This window comes from Acidovorax sp. CCYZU-2555 (assembly GCF_018413525.1).
Lineage (GTDB): Bacteria > Pseudomonadota > Gammaproteobacteria > Burkholderiales > Burkholderiaceae_C > Comamonas.
Map to the genome: position 1 here is coordinate 1 of NZ_JAHCDD010000028.1, position 25,137 is coordinate 25,137.

Sequence of the window (25,137 nt, forward strand, 5' to 3'; positions counted from 1 at the left end):
GCCAGGGCCATGTCGCGCTGCAAGGCCGCTACGCGACCGCAACCCAGACCGTCGAAGGCCGCGCGGACGTCGCGCGCCTGAACCCCGCCGACCTCTACAGCACGCTGGACGCCGCGCCGCTGCAGGGCCGCGTCGAAGCGACGACACGCGAAGACCAGAGCGTGGCCTTCACCGCCGCGCTGCAGGCCGACAGCCAGCGCGCGCGCCGCACCGCGGGCAAGCGTGCGCCGCTGGCGCTCGAACGACTCAATGTGCAAGGCGAATGGCAGGCCCCGTGGCTGCGCCTGACCGATCTGCGCCTCGATGCGCTGCAGGCGCGCGTGCGCAGCAGCCGCGTCGAAGTCGAGACCCAGACCATGCAGGTCACGGCCCGCGCCCAGGCCGAAGTGCCGGGCGCCAAGCTCGACATCGACGGCCAGCTGGGCCGCGAAACCGGCAAGGGCCAGGCCGATCTGGCCATCGCTTCGGCACCCGCGCTGCTGCAATGGGTGCGCGGCCTGCCCGGCGTGGGCGATCCTCTGGCCGGCGCCAACCTCGAAGGCCAGGGCCAGCTCGCGCTGCAATGGCAAGGCGGCTGGGGCAAGCTGCTGCAGCGCCTGCAGGCGAGCGCGGGCCAGCTGCCGACCACCCCCACGGGCTTGCAATTGCAGGCCAACCTCGACGTTCCCAGCCTGCGCTATCTCAGCGCCGGGGCCGACCCACTGGCCGTGCAGGGACTCAAGCTCACCCTCAAGGGCACGCCCGAGCAGGCACAGCTCGATCTGCAGGGCAAGGCCCAGATGGGCGAACGCAAGCTGCAGTTGAACACCGCGCTGGCCGGCGGGCTTTCAAGCCTGCGCAGCGGCGCCGCCAACGACTGGCAGGCACGCATAGAACGCCTGCAAGCCAGCGCTGAACTCGGCAAGGAGTTTCCCGGAACCTGGGCCGTGCAGCTGCAATCGCCGCTGACGCTGCGCCAGACCAGCCCCGGCCAGACCGTGCGCAGCACCCAGTTCGATGCCGGCGCGAGCGCGCTGATCGTGACCCCGCCGTCGCTGTTCGAAGGCCAGTCGCGCATCGAATGGCAGGAAATCACCGCCCGCTCCCAACCCAAGGGCAGCTGGGCGATCAAGACCCAGGGCAAGCTGCTGGGCGTGCCCATGGCCTGGATCGACGCGCTGGGCGTGCAGGGCCAGGAAGGCCCGCTCACGCGCGCCGGCATCAGCGGCGATCTGAAGCTCAATGGCGACTGGAACATAGACACCACAGGTCCGCAGCTGCAGGCCAGCGCAACGCTGGAACGCGCCGCCGGCGATATCCGCATTGCGATCGATGAAGGCAACACCTCGACCATCGTGCGCAGCAGCGGCCCTTCGGCCAGCAGCAACAGCGGCGACACCAAATCCACGGCGCGCGCCGTGACCGTGCAGGGCGCGCGCATGCGGGCGCGCATCCAGCAGGCGCGATTGAACGTCAAGGCGCAGGGCGATGACGTCGTCGCGCAGCTCGACTGGGCCAGCGAACGCGCGGGCAACGTCAAGGCCCAACTCGGCACGCGCCTGGCACGCAGCGAAGACGGCTGGGCCTGGCCCGAAGACGCACCGCTGTCGGGCAAGGTCTCGGCGCAGATGCCCGATGTCGGTATCTGGTCGCTGTTCGCACCACCGGGCTGGCGCGCTTCGGGAACGTTCAGCGCCGACGCCACGCTTTCGGGCAGCCGGCTCGATCCGCGCTGGCAGGGCACGCTGCAGGCCAGCCGATTGGGCATCGCTTCGCTGCTCGACGGCGTCGACCTGAAGAACGGCAGCCTCAACGGCAGCTTCGCGGGCAACCAGCTCAACATCACCCAGTTGCGCTTCGAAGGCGGTCAAGGCAGCAGCGCGCGCATTCTGGGCTACAGCGGCAACCTGACGGCGGCGCCGGCCAGCGGCGGCGAGATCGTCGGCCAGGGCAGCATACGCTGGGACAAACAGGGCGAAGGCGACGGTTCGGGCCTGCGCATGCAGTTCAATGCCGAAGCGCGCAAGCTGCAGGTGCTGGTGCGCGCCGACCGCCAGCTGAGCGTCTCTGGCAACCTGCAGGCCCAGCTCGACCAGGGCCTGTGGACGCTGCGCGGCAAGCTCACGGCCGACCGCGCCGCCATCCTGCTGCCCGAAGACTCGGCGCCGTCGCTCGACTCCGACGTGGTCGTGCGTTCCGCGGCGTCGCGCAAGGCCCAGCATGAAGCCCAGGCGCGCCAGACCAGCGCCAAGGCCGAAACCGCGAAACCACCCGATATCGCCGTGACGCTGGACCTGGGCAATGACTTCGCGCTGCAAGGCTTCGGCATCACCACGCGCCTGATCGGCCAGCTCGATGTGCTGGGCCCGGTGCAAGCCGGCGGGCCGCCGCGCATCACCGGCGAAGTGCGCACCGAACAGGGCCGCTACCGCGCCTGGGGACAGTCGCTCGATGTGGAAACCGGCATCGTGCGCTTCAACGGCAGCTACGACAACCCGTCGCTGGACATCCTGGCGATACGCCCGAACATCACCGTGCGCGCCGGCGTGCAGGTCACGGGCTCGGCCACCGACCCGCGCGTGCGCCTGTACTCCGACCCGGAAATGCCCGATGCCGAAAAGCTGTCCTGGGTGGTGATGGGCCGCGACCCCTCCGAAGGCGGCGCCGAAGCCGCGCTGCTGCAACAGGCGGCGCTTGCGCTGCTCAGCGGCGGCGGCTCGGGCGAGAACTTCGCGGGCCGCGTGGGCCTGGACGAAATCGGCTTCAAGGGCCCGGGCAGCGGCGACTCGTCGGACGGTGCGGCGCTGACGCTGGGCAAGCGCCTGTCGACCAACCTGTACATCACTTACGAGCAAAGCCTGTCGGGCGCGATGGGCACGCTCTACGTGTTCTACGACCTCTCGCGCCGCCTCACGCTGCGCGGCCAGACCGGCGAGAAAAGCGCTGTCGACTTGATCTACACGGTGCGCAAGGATTGAAGCGCTGCGCCCTGTTGCCGGCTTGTGCCGGTTTCGGGGCGCTGCACACGCTTACAATAACGCCGCGTCTCCTCATAGTTCAATGGATAGAACGAGTGCCTCCTAAGCGCTAGATGCAGGTTCGATTCCTGCTGAGGGGACCATATTCAAGGCCGCAAGCGTTCACAAGCTTCCGGCCTTTTTCTTTGCCCCTGCGCACTGCGGGCGCGCAAGACAATGGATTTCCAGGAGCGAGCGATGAAGAAATTGACAGCGGCCATGGCCCTCGTGTTTCTGGGTGGTTGTGCCACCAGCTCCACGGGAGTCGCGCCTTTGGGCGATGGCCAATACATGCTCCACGGCACCGACTTGACGGGCTGGGGTGCATCCGCGGATGTCAGAGCGGCGCTGCTGAAGGAAGCGGGCCAACACTGCGCCAAGCAAGGCAAGGAATTGACCGGCGTTCAAATTGCCGGCGCCGAAGCCGGCTGGGTGAGCTTTGCCTCTGCTGAAGTGCGATTTCGCTGCAAGTAGCGTGCCGCGGTTGCATTCAGGCGATCTCTTTTGAACCCGGCAGCCAGCGGCCCGGCTGACGCATATCTCGGGAAAAATAGTCCGCCGACGGCTGCGCTCAGTACCTCCCACATTCGTACCGCACCTCTGACACAAAGTTACGTTACGATGGTTTTCCAGACGATTACTTTTCGTTGATCAACAAGGGGTAGGGAAAATGACGTTTCAGGAATCCATTCGGGTGTGCTTTTCCAAGTATGCGGATTTCAGCGGGCGCGCCACCCGCTCTGAATACTGGTGGTTCGTACTGTTCATCATTCTTGCCAGCCTGGGCATCTCGATGATCAGCGACGTTCTCGGCGCCATCTTTGGCTTGGCGACCTTGCTGCCCTCCATCGCTGCGGCGACGCGCAGACTGCATGACACCAATCGCAGTGGCTGGTGGCAGCTGATCTGCCTGGTGCCACTCATCGGATGGATTGTGCTGATCGTGTTTCTCGCCCAGGACAGCACAAGCGAAAACGCCTACGCTCAAGCCTGAGCATTGCATGCGGCGGACCCATCGCGGTCCGCGCATCGCCGCATCGAAACCTCAGGAGGCAGGCAGATCCGCCGCCAGCGCCGGCCGGCCATAAAACCAGCCCTGCCCTTTCGCCTGCGGATGCAGTTCTTTCAGAAAATGCTCCTGGGCTTCGGTTTCTATTCCTTCGACGATCAGCATCACTTTCAGTGCGCTGGCAATCGACATGATTCCTGGAATGACTTCACTCGCCAGCGACTCCGTGCCTATCGCATTCGTGAAGGCGCGGTCCATCTTGATCGCATCCAGGGGCAGCGCGGCGAGATAAGCGAAGTTCGAATAGCCCGTGCCGAAGTCATCGATCATCACCATATGGCCGGCGTCGCGCAGCGCCTGGAATGCCATGGCCAGATCCACATAATCAGCGGTCGAGCGTTCCGTGACTTCGAGCGCGACCCGGCTCGCGGGAATGCGGTGTTCGCGGCACAGTGTTTCCAGATAATTTCTGAAATGCCGGTTGGTGATTTCCTCCGAGGCCACGTTCACGCTGACGTAGAAAGGCGGGTCGGAACGCAGTCGGTCGCCGAGGTCGCGGAAGGTGCTTCTGAGCACTGAACCGGTCAGCGCATCGAGCCAGCCCATCTGTTCCGCCAGCGGAATGAACTGGTCCGGGGGAATATTCTTTCCGCTCGCATCCGACCAGCGTGCCAGGGCCTCGACGCCGACCAGGCGCCGGTCTTGCAGCGTGCGTATGGGCTGGTACATGACGCGAATGGCGTCCCTGTCGATCGCTCTTTTGAGCTGGGCCGCCATGGCGTTGCGTTTGGCGAAATAGCCGCTGACCGTAAGCCCTATGCCGGCGCCGGCGAAAATGCCCAGAAATACCAGCGCTGCCAACAGCCCCCACGACTCGACCCACAGCGGAGAATGCGGGCTCGATTGCACCACGCAAATGGATCGGACCGCGTGGCAATGCGCAATGGCGTATTTATTCAGCTCGCCCAATGCGCGTTCGCGAAAGGCTTTCAGCAATCGGGTGCCGTCCCCGAAACTCCTGAATACGTAGGAGCCGTCGCGCGAGAGCACCAAGGTCTTGATCGACGGGTCGGCAAAACCCACGCCATCGAAAGCGCCCGGCGCAGTCACCACGGCCATTGCGCCATGGGCCGTCATATCCGAGCGCACCTCGCCTATCGGTGTGGAAGTGATGTCGCGCCAGAAGCGAAATGGCGCAATCGCGTGGTGCGGCGCGGGCAGCGCAAAGGGCGTGGCCAGACTGCCCCATGCGGCGCTGCAGGCAATTGCGCCTTTTTCGAGCCTGGCGACATCGCGCACAAAGGGCGAATGAAAACTCAGCAGCCGCAGCTGATCGAGGTCCTCGGCGCTGCAGGGAACGGTATCGAGGCTGCGCGCCTTTTGCAAAATGAGATCGGTCTGGTCCGCGATATCGACGGCCCGCACCAGAATGCGCGTCGCGTGCTCATGAAGCGTGGCGATTTTTCCGCGGTCTATGAGTTTTTGCGCGACTACCAGCGTGGTCGCCAGCGTCACGACCATGGAAGCGATGAGGATGACCTGGGTGTGGCGTCCCGAGGAACCGAGAACTTTTCCGAAAATGGATAGCGGCATGGGCGATTTCTACGGGACCTTCTCCAGACATCATCGGCACAAAGTGCGTGAGATTCAGGTGGTGTTTGCGATTTTTGTCAGGTTCGTGAGGCAAAAACCGGATTCGCCCTGTTTATTGGCAAATGGCGGTGGTGCAAGCGGTGCTCTACTGGGGTGTCAACAAATGCGGGCCCGTCGGCCCGCTCACTACCCAAATGTCTTTCTCATCAAAAATCACGCTCAAAAGCAAACTGAGCGCGCTGATCATCTTCTTCATCGCCACGCTGGTATTGGTGGGCACGCTGGCAATGCAGCAGTTGTGGAGCATAAGCCACCAGCAACGCGCAATGTTCACCGATACCGTTGTTCCGGTACGTGTCGTGGTGGATGCGGCGCGCCAAGGAGCGACCCATTTCCGCCGCATGTATGTATACATCTGGAAAGAGGACCGCCAGGCGCGCGACGCGGAACTGCGGCTCAATGAGGAATCGGAAAAATCGGTACTCGCCGCCATGCAGTTGCTGCAGACGCAGTCGACGGACGCCGGCCTGAAAGCGCTGGGCGCGAAACTGCAGGAAACCTGGGCCAACTACAAGCAGGCGCTGGGCAAGGTGCAGGAGATGGCCGACCGCGCCGACCCTGGCGCGATGGAAGCGCTGCACCAGGCGCCGGCCCAGCTGCACGTCGCCGTGCGCACGATATTGCTGGACGCAAGCAAACGCCAGGAGGAATTGGCGCGACTGGATACCGAAAATGCGGCGCGCGAAGTCGAGAACACTTTCTGGCTGCTGACGTCATTGATCGTGGCCTGTGCCGCGATCAGCAGCATCCTGGGATTCTGGCTGGTGCGCGCCATCATGCGCCAGCTGGGTGGTGAACCCGCCTATGCCGCGGAAATAGCGCAGGAAGTCGCCAAAGGCAATCTGGCCATCCATGTGGCGCTCAACGCCGCGGACCGCACCAGCGTGCTGGCGAACATGGAGACCATGCGCGCGAACCTCGCCCAACTGGTGCAGCAGGTGCGCCACTCCAGCGAATCCATTGCCACCGGCTCCAGCCAGATTGCGATGGGCAATTCAGACCTGAGCCAGCGCACGGAAGAACAGGCCTCGAATCTCGCGGAAACGGCAGCATCGATGGAGCAGATGAATGCCACCGTGAAGCAGAACCTGGCCTCGGTGCAGACAGCGTCCACGCTCGCCATTTCCGCGCGCGATACCGCCACACGCGGCGGCGCGGTGATGGGCAGTGTCGTCAGCACCATGGAAGCCATCACGGTGAGTTCGCGCAAGGTGGGTGACATCGTCGGCGTGATCGACTCCATCGCTTTCCAGACCAATATCCTGGCCTTGAATGCGGCGGTCGAGGCGGCCCGCGCGGGCGAACAAGGACGCGGCTTTGCCGTCGTGGCCAGCGAAGTGCGCGCGCTGGCGCAGCGCAGCGCCGAGGCCGCCAAGGAAATCAAGCAACTGATAGCGGCCAGCGTGGGCGAAGTCGGCGCGGGCGCGCAACTGGTCAGCGAAGCCGGCACGACCATGGAACAGATCGTCGACCAGGTGCGCCAGGTGGCGGTGCTGATCGAGGAAATCGGCTCGGCCGCGCAGGAGCAGGTCCAGGGGATATCGCAGGTCAGCGATGCGGTGAACCAGCTCGATCAGGTCACCCAGCAAAACGCGGCGCTGGTGGAAGAATCGGCCGCCGCCGCCAACAGCCTCAATACGCAGGCCGCGAAACTGGTGGAACTGGTGGGCGTGTTCCGGTTGTCGCGGGGCTGAGCGGATACGCCCGCGTCAGACCCCTACCCCCAGCGCCAGCAACGCCAGCCCCGCGGGCAGCGCCTGTATCAGCAGGATCTTGCGGCTGGCCGTGAAGCCGCCGTAGAGGCCGGCGATCAGCACGCAGGCCAGGAAAAACAGCTGGAATTCCAGCCCTTGTGCGCCGCGCGCCAGGCCGTAGAACAGGCCTGCGGCCAGGAAGCCGTTGTACAGGCCCTGGTTCGCGGCCAGCGTGCGGGTCTGGGCCGCGAACTCCGGCGTCAGGCCGAAGGCGCGCCGGCCCGCCGGTTTTTCCCAGAGGAACATTTCCAGCACGACGATGTAGCAGTGGATGGCCACGACAAGGCCTATGAGAATGCTGGCGATCATGGAACTCCTTGCGGTTTCAAACAGGAATCAACGGCGCGGCGCGCGTCGCAGGTTTCAGGGGCGCAGCAGCACCTTGCCTTTGCGCCCGGGCTGCAGGCTGGCAGCCGCGGCCTGGGACACATCGGCCAGATCGTAAACGGCTTCGACCGGAAGTTTCAGCGTGCCGCTCGCGGCCAGGCCCAGCAGTTCGCCGATCAGGCGACGCTTGTCGTCGACGGAAAGCGCCGCGCTGACCTTGCTGCCCCAGAAGCCCTTGACCGTGGCCTGCTTGAAGATCAGGTCGCCCGAAGCGATCTGCATGGGCTCGCCGGCCATGGTGCCGAACGACACCAGCAGGCCGCCTTCGCCCAGCAGCGCCAGCAGTTCGCCGCTGGCCTTGCCCCCTATCGAATCGACCGCGGCGCGCAGCGGTGCGTCGCCCGCGATGGCGCGCACCTTGTCTTTCCAGCCGGGCTGGGCGGTGGACACCACGTTGGCAATGCCCAGCGCGGCGAGTTCGTCGACGCCGGCGTCGCGGCGCACCAGGTTGATGGTGTGCACGCCGCGCGCCGCGGCAAGCATCGCCAGCGTCTTGCCGACGGCGCCGTTGGCGGTGTTCTGCACGATCCAGTCGCCGCTTTGCACGCCCAGGAATTCGAGCAGCATCAGCGCGCTCAGCGGCATGGCGATCAGCTGCGCCGCGGCTTCGTCGGCGATCGCCGCGGGCAGCGGCACCAGCAGCGGCGCGGGCGCGATGAAGTATTCGGCCCAGCTGCCGTGCACGCCGGCCACAGTGATGCGCTGGCCCAGCGCCACGCCCTGCACGCCTTCGCCCAGCGCGTCGACCGTGCCCACTGCTTCGCTGCCGCCTATCGCGGGCAGCGTGGGCTTGTAGCCGTACTGGCCGCGCACGGTCCACAGGTCGTGGTTGTGGATGGGCGACAGCAGGGTCTTGATGCGGACTTCACCCGGGCCGGGCTGGGGCACGGGGCTTTCGCCAAGGGCGAGAACGTCGGCGGGTTCGCCGAACGTGGTGTGGATGGCACTGCGCATGGAGGCTCCTTGTGTATTCAATGGGACGGCTCAGGCCAGCTGTTGCAGCAGCGCCTTGGCGCATGCGGCGGAACTGCCGGGGTTCTGGCCGGTGACCAGACGGCCGTCGGTGACGACAAACGACTGCCAGTCGGGGCCTTTTTCGTAATGGCCGCCCAGGCGCTGGAATTCATCTTCGATCAGGAACGGCACCACCTTGGTCAGGCCCACGGCTTCTTCCTCGCTGTTGGAAAAGCCCGTGACGCGGCGCCCGGCGATCCAGGGCTTGCCGTCGGCGCCGCGCACCTTGATCAAGGCGCCGGGCGCATGGCACACCAGGGCCGCGGGCTTGTCAGCGCGCGCAAACGATTCGAGCAAGGCGATCGACTGGGCGTCGTTCGCCAGATCCCACAGCGGGCCGTGGCCGCCGGGATAGAACACCGCGTCGAAATCGGCGGCATTCACCTGGGCCAGCGGCACCGTGTTGGCCAGCAGTTGCTGCGCCGCCGGGTCCTGGCGAAAGCGTTCGGTCTCGGCGGTCTGGGCATCGGGCTCATCGCTTTTCGGATCGAGCGGCGGCTGGCCGCCCTTGGGCGACGCCAGCGTGATGTTCGCGCCCGCGTCCTTGAACACGTAATACGGCGCGGCGAACTCCTCGAGCCAGAAGCCGGTTTTCTTGCCGGTGTCACCGAGTTGGTCGTGCGAAGTCAGTACCAGAAGAATGTTCATTTTCAAGTCCTTTCAGGGAGAGGGAGACGCCGCGGCGGACGCGGAGTGGTTACAGGCCAGCAGATGCTGGGTGGCCGCGAGGGCCTGGTGCAGTGGCGCCTTGTCACGCCCGAGTTTCGTCAGCAGCGCTGCACCCAGCCACATCTGGTAGAGCACCTGGGCCAGCGCATGCGGATCGGCACCGGGCGGCAAGGAGCCGTCTTCGCGGCCTTCGCGCACCGCGGCGCCGATGCGCGCCACGAGCGCAGCCACGCCGTCGTTGAGGATGCGGCGCATGTCTTCGGACAGGTCGGCGACTTCGGCCGCCAGCTTCACGACCAGGCAGTCTTCGGCCCAGCCCCGGCTGTCGGCCGTGCCCAGCCAGGCCTGCCAGTAGCTCATCACGCGCTCACGGCCGTTGCTTTTCTCCGCCAGCAAGGCCTGCAGGCGTTGGCCGTAGTCGGCAACGTACTGCTCCAGCAGCGCGCAGCCAAACGCTTCCTTCGACGCGAAGTAATGATAGAACGAGCCCTTGGGCACGTTGCAGGCCGTGAGCAGCTCCTGCAGCCCCACGCCCACAAACCCCTTGCGCAACACCAGCGCATGGCCGGAATCGAGCAACTGCTGGCGCGTGGCTTCGGCTTTCTTGGTCAATTTCATGGCTTCATTCTACACAGAATAGACCAGTCGTCTAGTTACCAGGTATCACACCGGCGACAGCAGGGCCGCAGGGTAGAGCGCGCCCGCATGACCCCACCGCAGGCGAAAAAGGCGCGCCAAGGGCACAATCGCCCTCCCCATTACTGCTTCATGGTTTCCACATGCCCGCCACCGAAATCACCGTCACCTCCGCTGGCAAAGTCGCGGGCCAGGAGCTGCTGGTCCCCACGGGCCAGGAAGGCGAGCACTTCGCGCATATCCAGGACTGGCTCACGGCCCAGCTCAAGGCCAAGAAGTCGGTGCGCGATGTGAGCCAGAAAGTGCTGGTCAAGGGCATCAAGCAGTGGGCCGTCTACGAAGGCAAATCGGGCGGCAAGCCCGTGCGCTGGGTGTTCAAGATCACCTGAAGTCAGCGCGCGACCGCCGGCATGGCCGGCGCGAAATGCCTGGCGCCGACGACGCACAGAATGACCGCCAGCGTCACGCCGACCATGCCCAGGCTCACGGCTTCATGCAGCAGGCCCGCGGCCAGCGTCAGGCCGAAGAACGGCTGCAGCAACTGCAACTGGCCGACCGCGGCAATGCCGCCCTGCGCCAGCCCGCGGTACCAAAACACAAAGCCGATCAACATGCTGAACACCGAGACATAGGCCAGGCCCAGCCAGGCGCCGGCGCCGACTTCGGTGAGCTGCGCGGGCCAGCGCAGGCCGGCGAGCAGCAGCATGGCGGGCAGCGACAGCACCAGCGCCCAGGAAATCACCTGCCAGCCGCCCAGGGCGCGCGACAGCTTCGCGCCTTCGGCGTAGCCCAGGCCGCAGACCGCGATCGCCACCAGCATCAGCAGATCGCCGCGCCACGATGCACCCAGGCCTTGCGACAGCGCGAAGGCGATCACCAGCGCGCTGCCCAGCAGCGAGAAGAACCAGAACGAGGGCTGCGGGCGCTCGCCGCCGCGCAGCACGCCGAAGATCGCGGTCGACAGCGGCAGCAGGCCCATGAACACCATCGAGTGCGCCGATGTCACCTGCTGCAGCGCCAGCGCCGTGAGCAGCGGAAAGCCCAGCACCACGCCCAGCGCGACCAGCACCAACGAGCGCCACTGCGCCGCGTTCGGGCGCCGCTGGCGAAACAGCGCCAGCGCGGCCAGCGCCAGCAGGCCCGCGATGCTGGCGCGCGCGCCCGTAAGGAACAGCGGTTCGAATTCCATGACGGCCAGGCGTGTGGCGGGCAGCGAGCCGCTGAAGATCAGCATGCCGATGAAGCCATTGCCCCAGCCGCTGTGTGTTTTGCCCATGGTGTGCTTTCTTGTAAGGCGTTGCGAGAGCGTTGATCGTAGGCAGCTGCATCAATACAATCAAATAATTGTCATGGATACAGTGCTCTATGCCCCAAGCCCGCTACAAGCCTCTTGTTGACCGTCTCGCCGACGACATCCGCTCGGGGCGCCTGCCTCCGGGAACGCGGCTGCCGCCGCACCGCCAGCTCGCGGCGCGCGAAGGCCTGGCGCTGGTGACGGCCACGCGCGTCTATGCAGAGCTCGAGGCCATGGGCCTGGTCAGCGGCGAGCAGGGCCGGGGCACCTTCGTCAAGGAGGCCGCGCTGTACGCCGGCCAGGGCATAGACCTGCACAGCGCGGCGGCCGACATGGTCGACCTGAGCTTCAACTACCCTTCCCTGCCCAGCCAGACCGAATTGCTGCGCGGCGCGCTGCGCCAGCTCGCAACGTCAGGCGATCTCGAAGCCCTGCTGCGCTACCAGCCGCATGCGGGCCGCATGCACGACCGCGCCATGGTCGCGCAGCATTTACTGCGCCGCGGCCTGAGCGTGGCCGCCGAACAGGTGCTGCTGGTCGACGGCGCCCAGCACGGCCTGGCGACCACGCTGATGGCGCTGCTGCAGCCCGGCGATGTGGTGGCCGTCGACGCGCTGACCTATCCGGGCTTCCGGCTGGTCGCGCAGACGCTGCATCTGGAACTTGCGCCGATTCCCGCCGCGGGCGCGGGCACCGATCTCGACGCCTTCGAAAAGCTCTGCCGGCAGCGCAATGTGCGCGCCATCTACGCCATGCCCACGATCAACAATCCGCTGGGCTGGGTGATGGATCTGCCGCGCCGCCAGGCCCTCGTGGCGATCGCGCGCCAGCACGGCGTGCTCATCATCGAAGACGGCGCCTACGCCTTTCTCGCCGAGAACCCGCCGCCGCCGCTGGCCATGCTCGCGCCCGAGTGCACCGTCTACATCTCGGGCTTCTCGAAGAACGTGGCCGCGGGCCTGCGCGTGGGTTGCATCGCCGCGCCCCAGCCCTGGGTCGTCAAGATGGAACGCGTGATACGCGCCACCATCTGGAACACGCCCGGCGTGATGACCGCCCTGGTCAGCAACTGGATAGACGACGGCACGGTCGCGCGCCTGGAAGGCGAGAAGCGCCAGGATGCTCGCGCGCGCCAGCGGCTCGCGGCCGAAGTGCTGGGGCCGCTGGCGCGCGTGGGAGACCCCGGGTCGTATTTCGTCTGGCTGCCGCTGGCCGACGAATTGCGCGCCGACCGCGTGGCGATGGCGCTGGAGCGCGAACAGGTCTCGGTCTCCACGGCCGAGCCGTTCGCGACTTCGGCCCATGTGCCGCATGCGATACGGCTAGCGCTGGGCTCGGTCGCGCCCGATGCGCTGCGCCAGGCGCTGACCAAGGTGCGCCAGGCGATCGAGCTGCATACCGACTGCTGAGCGCACACAGGGCCATTGCGGGCGCGGCGCGCGCGCCGCAAGGTACAGACAGCACAATGCATGTTGTCGCTTGCAGCGCCCTGCCGTCTTTTTCCTTGCTCATCCATGCGCCTGTTTGCTTCTCTTCCGAACTTTTTCCGCGACAACTACCCGTCGGCCGAACGCCTGGGCGTGCCCGTGGCGCGCTGGCGCGAAAGCATTTATCACACGGTGTTCGAGACGAACACGCAGATGGGAAAGTCGTTCGAGCGCTATCTGACGCTGGCCATCGTGCTGAGCCTGGGCGTGGTGATCGCGCACAGCATTCCCGAGATCTCCAAGGGCTGGCGCGAGACCGCGCTGCGCGCGCTTGAATGGCTGTTCACGCTGGCGTTCACCGTGGAGTACGGGCTGCGGCTGATCTCGGTGCGCAAGCCCTGGCGCTATGCGCTGAGCTTCTACGGCATCGTCGATCTGCTGGCCATCATTCCGGCCTATCTCGCGATCTTCTTTCCCGATGCGCAATTCCTCGCCGTGGTGCGCGCGCTGCGGCTGGTGCGCACGTTCCACATCTTTCCCGTGCTGCGCGGCTTTCTCGACGAATACCTGATGCTGGGCCGGGCGCTGCAGGCCAGTGCGCGCAAGATCTTCGTGTTCCTGAGCGTCGTCGCGGTGCTGGTGTTCATCACGGGCACCTTGATGTTCGTGATCGAAGGCCCCGAGCATGGCTTCACCAGCGTGCCCATGGGCATCTATTGGGCGATCTCCACCGTCACCACCGTGGGCTATGGCGACGTCACGCCTGCCACGTCACTGGGACGCTTCTTCGCTTCGGTGATGATGTTGCTGGGCTGGGGCATCCTGGCCGTGCCCACGGGCATTGTCGGCGCGGAAATTTCGCGCGGCGCGCGCGACACCGGCACCCGGGCGCGCATGAAAGGCGTCGAGTGCCAGGCCTGCGGTGAAAACCGCCATGAGGAAGACGCGCGCTTTTGCCGCCGCTGCGGCACGCGGCTGCAGCCCGCGATGGCGCCTGCGCGGCCGGCGCCGACAGACTCGCCGGCGGCCAGCCAGCACGCGCCGACCGCCGAAGTCGACTAGCCGGCGCGCTCAGCGCACCTCTTCGGGCGGCGGCAGCACCGCTTGCAGGCCCAGGCCCTGCAGCGCGAGTTCGCGACACCAGCCCTTGCTGTGGAACAGGTGGTAGTCCTCGTCGCGCTCCACGCGCGCGTGCGCCTGCTGGAGCAGCCGCGCCTGCTCGCCGCTGGCGACCGCGGCCACCTTGCCCAGCAGCTCCCAGTTCGCGTGGTCCTTGGTTTCGGCATGCACCACGCATTCGCAGGCGATCAGCTCGGCGGCCTGCGGCGTGCCGTTGGTGCGCGCCAGCTCTATCGACTGGACCAGCGCATTGCCGATGTGCTTGACCACCTCCCGCGCCGCGGTGCGCGCGTCGGGTTCTATGCCCAGATCCTCGCACAGGGTCTGCAGCACGTTGCGGTGGCTCTGGGTCTGCGCAAGGTATTCCTGCCATTCCTTCTTCAGGTCGGGATTGCGCACCACGCCCAGCGCTTTTTGATAGACCTGTTCGCCGACGATCTCGGTTTCGAGCATCTGCAGCAACAGGTCCTTGAGTTGCGTTGCATCGTAGGAGGAGTGGGCCATGTTGTTTCCTTTTCACGACGGAAGTCAAAGAGTCCATTCATGGTGAATCCGGCGGGATGACCAGGGCTGTAGGCCCGGCGCTTGACGCCAAGCCGGCAGTCGGCGAGCAAGGCCGCATCGCAGGCCCGCGCCCGTTGACAAGGGCCAAGGGCGGCCCACTACAATCGCCTCACCGTGCGTATCCGCGCGTGCCACAATTTCATCAATGCAGAGGGAGTTTTGACATGTCCAGCAATTCCGACGATGACAGCCAGCAGCGCTTTGCGCTCGGCCTTGTATTTGCCCTGATCGCCCTGATCGTTTCGACCGTGGTCGGCACCGTGGTGTACCAGCGCGTTCTCAAGGCGCCCACCGCCGCGACCGGCGCTGTCGTTCCTGCCGTGCTGATCGTCGAAGAAGCGCTGGTGCGCGTCGAAAACGGCGTGGTCAAGTTCTACTTCGCAACGGGCAAGGCCGATGTCGCCATCGGTGGCAATGTGGCGCTGGCTGATGTGGTGCGTGGCGTGGCAAACGGCAAGCGCGCGCGCATTTCAGGCTTCCATGATGCGACCGGCGATGCCGCCGTGAACGCCGAGCTGGCCAAGCAGCGCGCCCTGGCTGTGCAGGCCACACTGCTGACGCTGGGCGTGGACCAGAACATGGTCGAGTTGAGCAAGCCCGAGCAGACCCTGGCCGGTGGCAGCAATGCCGAAGCGCGCCGCGTCGAAGTGATCTTGATCGACTGATCAGCGCGCCATCGACGCACACACCGGCAGCCCGCAAGGCCTGCCGGTTTTTTTTGCGCCTGCCACTTGGCCTGGCAATGCCGATGATGGAACTGCGCTCGGCTTGCGGTTACCCATACAAGCCAACGTTGGAACTCACACCGCGCAGCGTCTATCAGCAACCCAGGAGCAAGATTCATGAGCAGTGTTTCCGGTGGGCCGCCTCCCACTTTCGCCAGCGCATCCGGAACATCCGGAACATCCGGGACATCTTTCAATCCTTTTAAAGCACTGGCCAAAGTCGCAGAAAAGATCGCTGACGGCGTCAGCAGTATTTTCAAGCGCATGGGCTCGCAGCCGGCATCGCTCGGCACGCAGTACAGCGCCCACCTTTCCGACGTTACCGGTCCCGGCCCCGGCCCCGGCCCGGCCCCGGCCCCCAGCAGCAAGGACGTGGCGCCGGCGGCACCGTTCGGCCCGCAGTACGGTGTGCGCTTTCAAGCCAAGGCTGAGCAAGGCACTGTGCTCAACGGCTATCGAGTGCTCGGCGACAAGACCAAGGGCGTAGAGCCGGGATTCACCGCGCTCAAGGACTGGCACACCGAAGATGATGCGAACCTCAGGCAGCCGGGAAACACGCTCCATGGCGCGGCCAAGCAGTGGATCACGCAGCAGATGCTGACCGGCATCGGCCCCCATCGTCCGGCTCTGGAACAAACGGTCAAGGCAGCCGTCGACATGCTAGCGCTGCAGGGCGGTGGCGATACCGCCAGGGCCGACCTGCTCAAGGGCATGCAGGACCCGCAAAAAGGCATGCTCAATTTCAACATGTGCACCGACAAGCAGTTGGTGGACGACATCGCCGAACAGGCGCTCGCACTCCTCGTGGAGAACGAGAGCCCCGTCGAAACGGCGCATGTGCATGAGGCACTCAAGCAGCACCTGATGGAGACGCAGCCGAAGTTCACCGAAAAGCATTACATCAAGCTGGACTACTACGAGGCCAATAAATCGATTTCCGGCAACTACACCATCCCCTATGCCAAGACCAAGGCACTGGGCGGCATTCCCGTTCTGGGCAATCTACTGCACAAGCTGGGGAAATCCACTTCCCCGCGTGAGATCAATCAAGGCGCGGTCAACGAAAAGCTCGCGAACGACCTGATGGGTGTTCTGGGAATGAAAACCCAGACGCTGGACCTGGTGAAGAGCACTTACGCCGACGGCACGCCCAAGGTAATGCTCGACAGCACGCACATCCAGGGCTTCAACGACTTCGACGGAGAAAAAAACGCCGCCAAGGGCAGCGTCTACATCAAAGACGGCGTCCTGGTGAAGAACAGCCGCCTGCCCACCGACGCGCCGGGCGAGTTCAATGGGCCGCCGCAATTGCACACCGGCATAGACGACCTGGGCGGCAAGAAAGTAATGATGCTGCTGCTTGCCGACCGCGACGCCCTGGGCAGCAAGGGCGGCAACAAGGGGTTTGTGGAAAATCAGTTCTTCGCCATCGACCCCGGTCACGCGCTCGATGAAAAGCGGCTGAGCAAGCGCGGAGATGTGAAAAGCGATCTGTCCTTCGACCCGGCCTCTTCGCTGGCATCGCAGGATTACAAGAATTTCAGCATCTTCGACCAATCGACGTTCGCCGAGAAGATGGAAGGCGTGCGCCAGCTGCAGCAGCTTCAGGGGCGGGACAGTGCGTTGTTCGACGAGTACGCCAAGGAATACGGTCCCGAGCAAGGCAACGACGCGCTGAACTTCCGCAACCAGTTGCTCGACACCCAGGCGCAATACATAGGCCGCAGGGACGACATCCTGAAGACCTTTTCGAGTCGCCTGGCCGTCGACAACTACCAGTTTGGCGCGGAGGTCGACAGCGACCCGGCGCTCAAGCGCAACTACCGCGATCAGACCCTCAACCTGCTCGATGGCCTGGAAAAACTCACCTCCACCACGGTGGGCACGGCCAAAGGCAAGAAAGACGGCATACGCCTGAACATCCCGCATGTGCAGAAACCCGAGGATCGCAAGGCCTGGGATGTGCATCAGAACGGCGACAACGTCGTATTCACGTTCAACGGCAAGCCCGCCGAGGCCAGGAAAATGCTCGAGACGCTCAATGACTTCAGAGGCAAGACCACCGGTCAGTCATTGCCGGCCTTCACGACGGACGGCGCCGGCGCGATCACGCTGAGCGTGCCCACAAGCCAAATACTGCAGGCGCAGTCGGCACTGAGCTACAGCCAGATCATGCAGTACAAGCACGGCTGATCGCCGCCCTTCACTCTTTCACTGGAAGCCCTCATGAACGCCATCGCCCCGTCTCAACCCTACTCGCCTCAGGAGGTGCTGGCCCAGGCCTTCGGCCTGGACCAGGCGCTGCTTTTCGATGAAGCCGGCCAGGGCCGGATACAGCTCGACGGCGCATTGCTGCATCTGCAGCTCTACCAGGAAGATGCAAACGTGCTGCTGCTGATGGCCGACCTGGGGCAGCTGCCAGTCAATGACCGGCACGCCCTCCATCAGCAAATGCTGGTCGCCAACAGCGGCTGGAGCGCGCTGGCGGGCGGCGCGCTGTGCACCAACGAGAGCGGCGAGCGCGCTCTGCTGCGGCTACGGCTGGATCTCAATGCGCTGAACAGCGAAATTCTGACCCACTGGCTCACGGCTTTTGTGACTGCGGCGGAGCATTGGGCCGCCCTGCTGGCAGCCCCGGCGCAAGCCGCTCCGCCATCCGCGGACGAGCTCAAGGCACAGACACAGAATACGTCCTTCCTCCATCCAACCCATATGGCCTGAGCCGCGCAAAAACATGTCCACTCTCGACTTTGCCGGATTGGTACACAGCTACTGCCAGTCCGCCCGATTGCCTTCACCCCGGCTAGACAGCGGCATCACTTGCGTGATCGAGCCCGACGGCAGCCCCGCCGTGGTCCTGGCCTGGGACGAAGAACGCGACGACGTCGTGATCATCGTCCCCCTGGATACCGAGGCGGCAGAAATGGACCGGCAGGAAGCCCATGATGTTCTTTGTGCGGCTTTCGTCGGCCAGAACCTGCGCGGCGCGGCCGTGGGCATAGATCCGACCACGGGTGTGCTGTCGCTGTGGCGCCGGCTGGCCAGCGAAGCAGCGAGCCTGTCGCGCCTCACGCGCGACATCCGCAACACCATCGAAGTCGCGCAGGAACTGCAACGCTGAAATCCGGCGTTCTCAGAGCTGGAAGCCGACGGTACGCACCATGCCTTCGAAAATATCGCGCGGCCAGGACGGGCGACGCGGGACATAGGGGTCGGCGCCGGCCAGCAACGCCTCGTGCCACTCCTGCAGCCACTGCACTTCGGCCTGGCCGTAGAACGCGGTCATGGCTTCGTAGTTCAGGAACAGGCTGCGCGCGTCCAGGTTCAAGGAGCCGCTGAGTGCCCATTCGCCATCGATCAACACGCACTTGGCGTGCAGCATGCCCGGCAGCAGGTGGATTTCGGCGCCGGCCTGGGCCAGCTGGCGCAGCGCGCGCTCGCGCGCCCAGTCGGCCAGGCGGTGGTTGGAGCGCCGCGGCAGCAGCAGACGCAAACGCACGCCGCGCCTGCAGGCCAGGGTCCAGGCCGCGAGCAGCGCATCGTCGGGAACGAAATACGGCGTCACCGCAACAATGCTTTCGCGCGCCTGGAACGCGGCCGACAGCAGCAGTGCGTGCAGCGTGTCGTCGGCGTGATCCGGACCGCTGGGAATCCACTGCGTCCAGGTCTGGCCCGGCGCGGGCGGCAGCGCCGCAGGCCGCACGACGGCGGGCGCGCGGTGCTTCTTGCGGTGAATCCGGCCCGGCGCGGCGCGCCAGTCGGTGTCGAACTGCGCCAGCGCCTGCGCCGCCAGCGGGCCTTCGACGACAAAGCCCAGGTCGACCCAGGGCGGCGCGCCGTTCTTGCCGACGAAGTACTCATCGGCCAGATTGCGCCCGCCGCTCCACAGCAAATGGCCGTCGGCGACCACGAGTTTGCGGTGGTTGCGCAGATTGAGCCGGCCGTACAGCGGGTTGTGCAGCAGCGGCATGAAACGCCGCACCACGATGCCCATGCCGCGCCAGTCACGCAGCAGCGTGCGCGGTGTCTGCAGGCTGCCGATGGCGTCGATCAGCACGCGCACGCGCACGCCGCGCGCCACGCAGCGCTGCAGGGCCTGGGCCACCTGCTCGCCCGTGGCGTCGGCGGCCAGCACATAGGTGCTGAGCACCAGTTGATCGTGCGCACTGTCTATCGTCTTGAGCAGCGCCGTGAGCGCCTCTTCACCGCTCGACTGGAATTCGACCCGCGTGTTGCGCATGGCTTCGGGCAGATCGAGCGCGCGCAGCAGGCGCGCCACCCATTCGGGCGGCGCTGCGCCCGCGCCTTCGCTGCCGTCGCCGGGATAGCCCTGGTCGCCCCAGGCCTGCGGCGCCGGCAGCGCGGCGGGATGGCGCTGCACCGGTCGCAGGAACTTGCGGCTGCCGATCAGCAGGAACAGCGGCAACGCGCCATAGGGAAACGCGATCATGGCCACGACCCAGGCGAGCGCGGCAGACGGGTGGCGACGCTGCTGGCCTATGCGCGTGGCCACCATGTAGACAAGAAGACTGGCGATGACCACGATGCTGTGGCCCAGGCCCGAGAGCAGCGCCAGCGTGGTCATATGAAAGGTCAGCAGGTCCATGCCCCCAGCATAGCGGCTGTCGCTTTGCGCACGCCGGTCCCTGTCCCTACAGCACCCCGACCGCGGCGTGCGCCAGCGCGAACGGGCCCAGCCAGGGCCGCCGGGCATCGATGGTGGTGGCCGGCTGCGCGGCGCCGGCGATCAGCCACCAGCGGGTCTCGTTGTGCGGGCCCTGCTCTATGCCGTCCTGAAGCACCGCAAGCCCGTGCAGCGTGGCCGCGAGCGCCGGGCCCAGGCAGGCCAGCGCCTGATCGTCTGCCGCCGCGACGGCCTGGGCCGCGGCGCCGGCCGAGGTGCTCGGCTGCAATGCCAGTTGAGGCAAATGCTCGCGCAACCAGGGTCCGGCCTCCTGCAGCGCCACGGGGTGGGCACAGACCGCCTGCAACTGGGCCAGCGTGATGCCGCGCCTGGCCATCAGGCTGTAGCCCAACTGCAGCCGGCATTCGCCCACGACCTGCAGCACCTGGGCGCTGTCCGGACGCCAGGCGTTTTCCAGCGTCGCCAGCACTTGCGGCATATAAGGCGTGGCGCCGACGAGGCGCGTGCTCACGGGCAGGCAGACCGCATCGACCCGGCCCTGCACCAGCGCCTGCAAAGCTTCGTCCGCGGCCATGGCCAGCAGTTCGGGGCCGGGCCGCAGCTGTGCGGCGTCGCGCCACTGCAGGCAGGCCTGGTGGGTCCAGGTGCCGGGCGGGCCGAGATACGCCAGGCGCTGGCCGGCCGCGCGCAGCGCATCGGGCCAGCGCGAATAGACGCCGGGCGCGGTACCGGCGGTCATTCCGGCAGCAGCGCCAGCACTTTCTCGGGCGGGCGGCACAGCGCCGCGCCACGCGGCGTGACCACGATGGGCCGATTGAGCAGCACAGGATGGGCCGCGACGGCGGCGATCAGCTGGGCGTCGGTGACCGCGGGCGCATCGAGCTGCAGTTCGGCGTAGACCGCTTCCTTGCTGCGCAGCAGATCGCGCACCGGCAGCTGCAGTTTTTCGATCAGCGCCGTGAGCGCCGCGGCATCGAGCGGCTGCGCGATGTAATCGACGATGGTCGGCTCTATGCCGCGCTCGCGTATCAGCGCCAGCGCGCCGCGCGAATTGCTGCAGCGGCTGTTGTGATAGATCGTGACCGGGAAATCGCTGGTGGGGGAAGAAGGGTTCTGGCTCATGGCTCCAGTTTACCCAGCGCCCGTCACTTCGAGCGCAGCGTACGGCTGAGCATGATCACCGGCACCAGGCCCACGGCGACCAGGGCCAGCGAAGGCAAGGCGGCTTCGCCCAGGCGCTCGTCACGCGCCAATTGATAGGCGACCACGGCCAGCGTGTCGCTGTTGAACGGCCGCAGCACCATGGTTGCGGGCAGCTCCTTCATCACGTCGACGAACACCAGCAGCGCGGCCGCGGCCGTGGAGCGCTTGAGCAACGGCCAGTGCACGCGCGCCATCAGCCCCCAGCTGCCCGTGCCCAGCATGCGCGCCGAATCATCGAAGCTCACGGGAATGCGCGCGTAGCCGCTTTGCATGGACTGCAGCGCGACCGCGCAAAAGCGCACCAGATACGCCCAGACAATGCCCGTGGCCGTGGCCGTGATCACCGAGGCCAGGCCCCAGTCGGGCGCGGCCGCCTGCAGCCAGCCCACGGGCAGCAGCAGGCCGACGACGATCACTGCGCCGGGCACGGCATAGCCCAGGCTGGCGAGCTGCACCACGCCGCGCGTGAGCGCGTCGGGGCGGCGGCGCACGGCGAAGGCCAGCGCCAGCGCGATCGCCACCGCCAGCACGGCAGTGATGCCACCCAGGCGCACGCTGTTCCAGGCCCATTCGAGAAAGCGCGACCAGGGCAGGACCGACCAGTCGGCCGCGAGTGGGCGCAGCATGAACACCACGGGAGCGACAAAACCCATCAGCACCGGCAGCAGGCAGATCAGCCAGGCCGCGCCGGCATGCCAGCCGCGCAGACGCAGCGGCTGGGCTTCGGCCGAGCCCGCGCGACCCACGCCGCTGGTGACGAAACGCATGCGGCGCTGGGCGCGCACTTCGACCTGCAGCAGCACCACGACCAGCACCAGCAAAAAGGTCGCGAGCTGGGCCGCGGCAATGCGGTTGTCCATCGACAGCCAGGCCTTGTAGATGCCCGTGGTGAACGTCTGTATGCCGAAATAGCTGGCGACACCGAAGTCGGCCAGCGTTTCCATCAGCACCAGCGCCACGCCCGCGGCCACGGCCGGGCGGGCCAGCGGCAGCGCCACCGTGAGAATGCGCCGGCGCAGCGGCGCGCCCAGCAGGCGCGCGGCTTCCATCAGGTGCGCGGCGCGCTCGCCCAGCGCCGTGCGCGCGAGCAGGTAGACATAGGGATAGAGCGAGAAGATGAACACCCAGACCGCGCCGCCCAGGCTGCGCACTTCGGGCAGCAGCCGGCCTTCGAGGCCATAGGCCTCGCGCAGCCAGACCTGCAGCGGGCCGCTGAATTGCAGGAAGTCGGTATAGGCATAGGCCGTGACATAGGCCGGCATGGCCAGCGGCAGCAGCAGCAGCCATTCGAGCGTGCGTCGGCCCGCGAAGTCGAACAGAGTGACCGTGGCCGCGGCCACCGTGCCGACCACGGCCGCGCCCAGCGCCACCATCAGGCCCAGCCAGACCGTGGTCCAGACATAACCGGGCAGCACCGTAGAGGCCATCTCGCGCAATATGGGCCCGGCCTGGGCATCGGCGCCGCCCCAGGGCAGCCAGGCCGCGAACACCGCCAGCACCGGCAAGGTGAGCAGCAGCGCCAGCAGGATCAGGGGCAGGGAACGATAGGCAAGAGTGATGCGGCGCAAGATAAAGCTCGGCTGGGGGAGTGAGGCACAGGAGGTGCGGCGGCGGCCAGGGCCTTTCGCGCAAATGCGAATTCTAAGCATTTGCACCGACCTACAATCGAGGAATGTTTCTCAAGGTCTCCCAACTCGGGGTGCGCTATGCCGGCCGCCCGCAGGCCGCCGTCCAGGGCGTTTCATTGAATCTGAACGCCGGTGACATCGGCGTGCTGATCGGCCCCTCGGGCTGCGGCAAGACCACCTTGCTGCGCGCCGTGGCCGGGCTCGAGCCCGTGAGCAGCGGCGAAATCCGTTTGCAGGACCAGATCGTCAGCAGCGCCACGGTCTCGCTGCCGCCCGAGCAGCGGCGCATAGGCATGGTGTTCCAGGACTACGCGCTGTTCCCGCATCTGAGCGTGGGCGCGAACGTCGCGTTCGGCATTCACACGCTGCGCAAGAGCGAACAGGCGGCGCGCGTCGCCGAAGTGCTGACCCTGGTGGGCCTCGAAGGCAGCGCCGCGCGCTTTCCGCACGAGCTGTCGGGCGGCCAGCAGCAGCGCGTCGCGCTGGCGCGCGCGCTCGCGCCGCGCCCGCAGCTGATGCTGCTCGACGAACCGTTCTCCAACCTCGACGTCGACCTGCGCGAGCGCCTGGCGCACGAAGTGCGCTCCATTCTCAAGGCCGCGGGCGCCACCGCGCTGTTCGTGACCCACGACCAGCTCGAAGCGTTCGCCATCGGCGACGTGATCGGCGTGATGAACCACGGCGAGCTGCACCAATGGGACGACGCCTACACGCTCTACCACCGGCCCGCGACACGCTTTGTCGCCGACTTCATAGGCCACGGCGTCTTCCTGCCCGCGCGCCTGGTGATGCGCGAAAACGGCGTGGTCGCGCAGACTCCGCTGGGCGAACTCAGCGACCTGGCCGAATGCCCGCTGCCCGCGAGCTACCCCGACGGCGAATGCGACGTACTGCTGCGCGCCGACGACGTGGTGCATGTCGACGATTCGCCGGTCAAGGCGCAGATCGTGCGCAAGTCATTTCGCGGTTCGGAGTTCCTCTACACCATGCGCCTGACCAGCGGCCAGACCGTGATGGCCCATGTGCCCAGCCACCACAACCATGAGATTGGGGAGTGGGTGGGGATGGCGCTGGCGATGGAGCATGTGGTGGCGTTTCCTAGGGAAAAGTAGCGCCTGTCTGAGGGCAGGCCGTTCATGGTTCGACAAGCTCACCACGAACGGGGGACTATCCCGTTCGCCCTGAGCTTGTCGAAGGGCAAAACGGAGAACCCCATGGGCTTCTGGGTCTACATGCTGCGCTGCCATGACGGCAGTTATTACACCGGGCATACCGATGCGCTCGAGCAGCGGATCACGCAGCATCTGTCTGGCGCTTTTCCTAGTTGCTATACGTTTCTTCGGCGACCTGTCGAGCTGGTGTTTGCGCAGGAAGTTGCCACGCGGGAAGAAGCGCTTGCGGCTGAGCGGCGCATCAAAGGCTGGAGTCGCGCGAAAAAAGAAGCAATGATTCGCGGGGACTGGGACGAAGTCTCGAGGTTGGGACGTTCATCCTTCGATCCTTCGGCAGGCTCAGGACTCAGGACGAACGGGGACGGTTGAGCCCGCTCGCTTGACCTCGACCTCGCCACCCCGTTCGCCCTGAGCTTGTCGAAGGGCGTTTCAGGGCGCAGCCTGCGACTGGCAAACCCTAAACAAGACCTACTTCCGCCCCAGCAACTTATCCAAAAACTGCCGAGCCCGCTCACTCTGCGGATTGGAAAAGAACGCATCCGGCGCCGCCTGCTCGATGATCTGCCCCTGGTCCATGAACACCACGCGATCGGCAACCGAGCGCGCGAACTCCATTTCGTGGGTCACGCAGACCATGGTGATGCCCTGGCCCGCGAGCTCGACCATCACGTCGAGCACTTCGTGCACCATTTCCGGGTCCAGCGCCGATGTGGGCTCGTCGAACAGCAGGATCTGCGGCGACAGGCACAGCGCGCGCGCGATCGCCACGCGCTGCTGCTGGCCGCCCGAAAGCTGCTGCGGAAACTTGTGCGCCTGCTCGCCAATATGCACGCGCTCGAGCTGGGCCAGCGCCTGGGCTTCGGCCTCGGCGCGCGGCACCTTGCCGACGTTGCGCGGCGCGAGCGTCAAATTGTCGAGCACGCTCAGGTGCGGAAACAGATTGAACTGCTGGAACACCATGCCCACGCTGCGGCGCACCTGCTGCACCGCGCGCAGGTCTTCGCGGCCTTCGACGGCCAGCGCGATGCCGCCCACGGACAGCCCGCCTTCCTGGAAAGGTTCGAGCGCATTGATGCAGCGAATCAGCGTCGACTTGCCCGAGCCCGACGGGCCGCAGACCACGAGGCGTTCACCGCGCGCGATGTCAAGATCGATGTCGCGCAGCACATGGAAGTCGCGGCCGAACCATTTGTTCAGGCGCTCGAAGCGGACCATGGGAGTGTCTGGCATGCAGCTCTTCTT

The 25,137-nt window shown here is 66.0% G+C and carries 25 protein-coding genes and 1 tRNA gene; 14 read left to right on the top strand and 12 right to left on the bottom strand.

Features of this window, described 5'->3' with window-relative positions; translation table 11 throughout:
* The 4 genes from KHY18_RS11655 to KHY18_RS11670 form a co-directional block, all read left to right on the top strand.
* A partial coding sequence (locus tag KHY18_RS11655; protein WP_213299672.1) for a translocation/assembly module TamB domain-containing protein occupies positions 1-2,957 on the top strand: 2,957 nt, incomplete at its 5' end.
* 68 nt (positions 2,958-3,025) lie between these two features.
* A tRNA-Arg gene (locus KHY18_RS11660) sits at positions 3,026-3,100 on the top strand.
* Positions 3,101-3,194: 94 nt separating this feature from the next.
* Positions 3,195-3,470: a hypothetical protein gene (locus KHY18_RS11665; protein ID WP_213299675.1), complete on the top strand. Its 276-nt coding sequence runs from the start codon at positions 3,195-3,197 to the stop codon at positions 3,468-3,470.
* A gap of 196 nt (positions 3,471-3,666) precedes the next feature.
* Positions 3,667-3,990: a DUF805 domain-containing protein gene (locus tag KHY18_RS11670; RefSeq protein WP_213299679.1), complete on the top strand. Its 324-nt coding sequence runs from the start codon at positions 3,667-3,669 to the stop codon at positions 3,988-3,990.
* Between the two features lie 51 nt (positions 3,991-4,041).
* Here KHY18_RS11670 and KHY18_RS11675 read toward each other — a convergent pair whose 3' ends face one another.
* Positions 4,042-5,598: an EAL domain-containing protein gene (locus KHY18_RS11675; protein ID WP_213299682.1), complete on the bottom strand. Its 1,557-nt coding sequence runs from the start codon at positions 5,596-5,598 to the stop codon at positions 4,042-4,044.
* Between the two features lie 194 nt (positions 5,599-5,792).
* Here KHY18_RS11675 and KHY18_RS11680 point away from each other — a divergent pair, with 194 nt between their 5' ends.
* Positions 5,793-7,352 (top strand): methyl-accepting chemotaxis protein, encoded by a 1,560-nt coding sequence (locus tag KHY18_RS11680; protein ID WP_213299685.1) that lies wholly within the window; start codon positions 5,793-5,795, stop codon positions 7,350-7,352.
* A 15-nt stretch (positions 7,353-7,367) separates the two neighbouring features.
* Here KHY18_RS11680 and KHY18_RS11685 read toward each other — a convergent pair whose 3' ends face one another.
* The 4 genes from KHY18_RS11685 to KHY18_RS11700 are packed head-to-tail and all read right to left on the bottom strand — an operon-like array spanning position 7,368 to position 10,100.
* Positions 7,368-7,721, bottom strand: a complete 354-nt coding sequence (locus KHY18_RS11685) for a DUF1304 domain-containing protein (RefSeq protein ID WP_213299688.1) — start codon at positions 7,719-7,721, stop codon at positions 7,368-7,370.
* Positions 7,722-7,775: 54 nt separating this feature from the next.
* Entirely contained in the window at positions 7,776-8,753 is a 978-nt protein-coding gene (locus KHY18_RS11690) for a zinc-binding dehydrogenase (protein WP_213299691.1), read from the bottom strand.
* 30 nt (positions 8,754-8,783) lie between these two features.
* Positions 8,784-9,461 carry a type 1 glutamine amidotransferase domain-containing protein gene (locus KHY18_RS11695; protein WP_213299693.1) on the bottom strand — a complete coding sequence of 226 codons (678 nt, stop codon included), beginning with the start codon at positions 9,459-9,461 and terminating at the stop codon, positions 8,784-8,786.
* Positions 9,462-9,473: 12 nt separating this feature from the next.
* Positions 9,474-10,100 (bottom strand): TetR/AcrR family transcriptional regulator, encoded by a 627-nt coding sequence (locus tag KHY18_RS11700; RefSeq protein ID WP_213299697.1) that lies wholly within the window; start codon positions 10,098-10,100, stop codon positions 9,474-9,476.
* A gap of 161 nt (positions 10,101-10,261) precedes the next feature.
* Between KHY18_RS11700 and KHY18_RS11705 the strand changes: the two genes are divergently transcribed.
* Positions 10,262-10,507: a hypothetical protein gene (locus tag KHY18_RS11705; protein ID WP_213299700.1), complete on the top strand. Its 246-nt coding sequence runs from the start codon at positions 10,262-10,264 to the stop codon at positions 10,505-10,507.
* A 2-nt stretch (positions 10,508-10,509) separates the two neighbouring features.
* Here KHY18_RS11705 and KHY18_RS11710 read toward each other — a convergent pair whose 3' ends face one another.
* Positions 10,510-11,394, bottom strand: coding sequence for a DMT family transporter (locus KHY18_RS11710; RefSeq protein WP_213299703.1), 885 nt, complete (start codon positions 11,392-11,394; stop codon positions 10,510-10,512).
* Positions 11,395-11,483: 89 nt separating this feature from the next.
* On the opposite strand from KHY18_RS11710, the gene KHY18_RS11715 reads away from it, so the two are divergent.
* Together KHY18_RS11715 and KHY18_RS11720 are read left to right on the top strand one after the other, a co-directional pair.
* The gene (locus KHY18_RS11715) at positions 11,484-12,821 is read left to right on the top strand and encodes an aminotransferase-like domain-containing protein (RefSeq protein ID WP_213299706.1); all 1,338 of its coding nucleotides are present in this window, start codon (positions 11,484-11,486) and stop codon (positions 12,819-12,821) included.
* Between the two features lie 105 nt (positions 12,822-12,926).
* Entirely contained in the window at positions 12,927-13,901 is a 975-nt protein-coding gene (locus KHY18_RS11720; protein ID WP_213299709.1) for an ion transporter, read from the top strand.
* Positions 13,902-13,910: 9 nt separating this feature from the next.
* Here the strand turns inward: KHY18_RS11720 and KHY18_RS11725 are convergent, their stop codons facing one another.
* The gene (locus tag KHY18_RS11725) at positions 13,911-14,462 is read right to left on the bottom strand and encodes a hypothetical protein (RefSeq protein ID WP_213299712.1); all 552 of its coding nucleotides are present in this window, start codon (positions 14,460-14,462) and stop codon (positions 13,911-13,913) included.
* A 224-nt stretch (positions 14,463-14,686) separates the two neighbouring features.
* Between KHY18_RS11725 and KHY18_RS11730 the strand changes: the two genes are divergently transcribed.
* From KHY18_RS11730 to KHY18_RS11745, 4 genes are all read left to right on the top strand, one after another.
* Positions 14,687-15,187: an OmpA family protein gene (locus KHY18_RS11730; RefSeq protein ID WP_213299715.1), complete on the top strand. Its 501-nt coding sequence runs from the start codon at positions 14,687-14,689 to the stop codon at positions 15,185-15,187.
* A 177-nt stretch (positions 15,188-15,364) separates the two neighbouring features.
* Positions 15,365-17,440 (top strand): hypothetical protein, encoded by a 2,076-nt coding sequence (locus tag KHY18_RS11735; protein WP_213299719.1) that lies wholly within the window; start codon positions 15,365-15,367, stop codon positions 17,438-17,440.
* Between the two features lie 33 nt (positions 17,441-17,473).
* Positions 17,474-17,968, top strand: a complete 495-nt coding sequence (locus KHY18_RS11740) for a type III secretion system chaperone (protein WP_213299722.1) — start codon at positions 17,474-17,476, stop codon at positions 17,966-17,968.
* 13 nt (positions 17,969-17,981) lie between these two features.
* Positions 17,982-18,368: a type III secretion system chaperone gene (locus KHY18_RS11745; protein WP_213299725.1), complete on the top strand. Its 387-nt coding sequence runs from the start codon at positions 17,982-17,984 to the stop codon at positions 18,366-18,368.
* 12 nt (positions 18,369-18,380) lie between these two features.
* Here KHY18_RS11745 and KHY18_RS11750 read toward each other — a convergent pair whose 3' ends face one another.
* The 4 genes from KHY18_RS11750 to KHY18_RS11765 are packed head-to-tail and all read right to left on the bottom strand — an operon-like array spanning position 18,381 to position 22,666.
* A complete protein-coding gene (locus tag KHY18_RS11750) occupies positions 18,381-19,853 on the bottom strand; it encodes a phospholipase D-like domain-containing protein (RefSeq protein WP_249729073.1) in 1,473 nt (490 codons plus the stop codon).
* Positions 19,854-19,899: 46 nt separating this feature from the next.
* On the bottom strand, positions 19,900-20,631 hold the full coding sequence (locus KHY18_RS11755; protein WP_213299728.1) for a prephenate dehydratase domain-containing protein: 732 nt from the start codon (positions 20,629-20,631) through the stop codon (positions 19,900-19,902).
* On the bottom strand, positions 20,628-21,014 hold the full coding sequence (gene arsC, locus KHY18_RS11760; protein ID WP_213299731.1) for an arsenate reductase (glutaredoxin): 387 nt from the start codon (positions 21,012-21,014) through the stop codon (positions 20,628-20,630). Before arsC ends, KHY18_RS11755 begins: the two co-directional genes overlap by 4 nt.
* Positions 21,015-21,037: 23 nt before the next feature.
* Positions 21,038-22,666 (bottom strand): ABC transporter permease, encoded by a 1,629-nt coding sequence (locus KHY18_RS11765; RefSeq protein ID WP_502768769.1) that lies wholly within the window; start codon positions 22,664-22,666, stop codon positions 21,038-21,040.
* A 101-nt stretch (positions 22,667-22,767) separates the two neighbouring features.
* Between KHY18_RS11765 and KHY18_RS11770 the strand changes: the two genes are divergently transcribed.
* Positions 22,768-23,835, top strand: coding sequence for an ABC transporter ATP-binding protein (locus KHY18_RS11770; RefSeq protein ID WP_213299736.1), 1,068 nt, complete (start codon positions 22,768-22,770; stop codon positions 23,833-23,835).
* Between the two features lie 24 nt (positions 23,836-23,859).
* Positions 23,860-24,264, top strand: a complete 405-nt coding sequence (locus tag KHY18_RS11775) for a GIY-YIG nuclease family protein (RefSeq protein WP_249729075.1) — start codon at positions 23,860-23,862, stop codon at positions 24,262-24,264.
* A gap of 99 nt (positions 24,265-24,363) precedes the next feature.
* On the opposite strand, the gene KHY18_RS11780 is transcribed toward KHY18_RS11775, so the two are convergent.
* Positions 24,364-25,125, bottom strand: a complete 762-nt coding sequence (locus tag KHY18_RS11780) for an amino acid ABC transporter ATP-binding protein (protein ID WP_283771321.1) — start codon at positions 25,123-25,125, stop codon at positions 24,364-24,366.
* Between the last annotated feature and the right edge of the window lie 12 nt (positions 25,126-25,137).

What these genes read in the sequence shown, in the direction of transcription:
- KHY18_RS11705 (WP_213299700.1), top strand. Translation starts at nt 10,262, where the DNA reads ATGCCCGCCACCGAAATCACCGTCACCTCCGCTGGCAAAGTCGCGGGC.
- KHY18_RS11675 (WP_213299682.1), bottom strand. Translation starts at nt 5,598, where the DNA reads ATGCCGCTATCCATTTTCGGAAAAGTTCTCGGTTCCTCGGGACGCCAC.
- KHY18_RS11740 (WP_213299722.1), top strand. Translation starts at nt 17,474, where the DNA reads ATGAACGCCATCGCCCCGTCTCAACCCTACTCGCCTCAGGAGGTGCTG.
- KHY18_RS11770 (WP_213299736.1), top strand. Translation starts at nt 22,768, where the DNA reads ATGTTTCTCAAGGTCTCCCAACTCGGGGTGCGCTATGCCGGCCGCCCG.
- KHY18_RS11745 (WP_213299725.1), top strand. Translation starts at nt 17,982, where the DNA reads ATGTCCACTCTCGACTTTGCCGGATTGGTACACAGCTACTGCCAGTCC.
- KHY18_RS11700 (WP_213299697.1), bottom strand. Translation starts at nt 10,100, where the DNA reads ATGAAATTGACCAAGAAAGCCGAAGCCACGCGCCAGCAGTTGCTCGAT.
- arsC (WP_213299731.1), bottom strand. Translation starts at nt 21,014, where the DNA reads ATGAGCCAGAACCCTTCTTCCCCCACCAGCGATTTCCCGGTCACGATC.
- KHY18_RS11780 (WP_283771321.1), bottom strand. Translation starts at nt 25,125, where the DNA reads ATGCCAGACACTCCCATGGTCCGCTTCGAGCGCCTGAACAAATGGTTC.
- KHY18_RS11755 (WP_213299728.1), bottom strand. Translation starts at nt 20,631, where the DNA reads ATGACCGCCGGTACCGCGCCCGGCGTCTATTCGCGCTGGCCCGATGCG.
- KHY18_RS11710 (WP_213299703.1), bottom strand. Translation starts at nt 11,394, where the DNA reads ATGGGCAAAACACACAGCGGCTGGGGCAATGGCTTCATCGGCATGCTG.
- KHY18_RS11680 (WP_213299685.1), top strand. Translation starts at nt 5,793, where the DNA reads ATGTCTTTCTCATCAAAAATCACGCTCAAAAGCAAACTGAGCGCGCTG.
- KHY18_RS11665 (WP_213299675.1), top strand. Translation starts at nt 3,195, where the DNA reads ATGAAGAAATTGACAGCGGCCATGGCCCTCGTGTTTCTGGGTGGTTGT.
- KHY18_RS11735 (WP_213299719.1), top strand. Translation starts at nt 15,365, where the DNA reads ATGAGCAGTGTTTCCGGTGGGCCGCCTCCCACTTTCGCCAGCGCATCC.
- KHY18_RS11715 (WP_213299706.1), top strand. Translation starts at nt 11,484, where the DNA reads ATGCCCCAAGCCCGCTACAAGCCTCTTGTTGACCGTCTCGCCGACGAC.
- KHY18_RS11730 (WP_213299715.1), top strand. Translation starts at nt 14,687, where the DNA reads ATGTCCAGCAATTCCGACGATGACAGCCAGCAGCGCTTTGCGCTCGGC.
- KHY18_RS11725 (WP_213299712.1), bottom strand. Translation starts at nt 14,462, where the DNA reads ATGGCCCACTCCTCCTACGATGCAACGCAACTCAAGGACCTGTTGCTG.
- KHY18_RS11720 (WP_213299709.1), top strand. Translation starts at nt 12,927, where the DNA reads ATGCGCCTGTTTGCTTCTCTTCCGAACTTTTTCCGCGACAACTACCCG.
- KHY18_RS11685 (WP_213299688.1), bottom strand. Translation starts at nt 7,721, where the DNA reads ATGATCGCCAGCATTCTCATAGGCCTTGTCGTGGCCATCCACTGCTAC.
- KHY18_RS11695 (WP_213299693.1), bottom strand. Translation starts at nt 9,461, where the DNA reads ATGAACATTCTTCTGGTACTGACTTCGCACGACCAACTCGGTGACACC.
- KHY18_RS11670 (WP_213299679.1), top strand. Translation starts at nt 3,667, where the DNA reads ATGACGTTTCAGGAATCCATTCGGGTGTGCTTTTCCAAGTATGCGGAT.
- KHY18_RS11690 (WP_213299691.1), bottom strand. Translation starts at nt 8,753, where the DNA reads ATGCGCAGTGCCATCCACACCACGTTCGGCGAACCCGCCGACGTTCTC.
- KHY18_RS11775 (WP_249729075.1), top strand. Translation starts at nt 23,860, where the DNA reads ATGGTTCGACAAGCTCACCACGAACGGGGGACTATCCCGTTCGCCCTG.
- KHY18_RS11750 (WP_249729073.1), bottom strand. Translation starts at nt 19,853, where the DNA reads ATGGACCTGCTGACCTTTCATATGACCACGCTGGCGCTGCTCTCGGGC.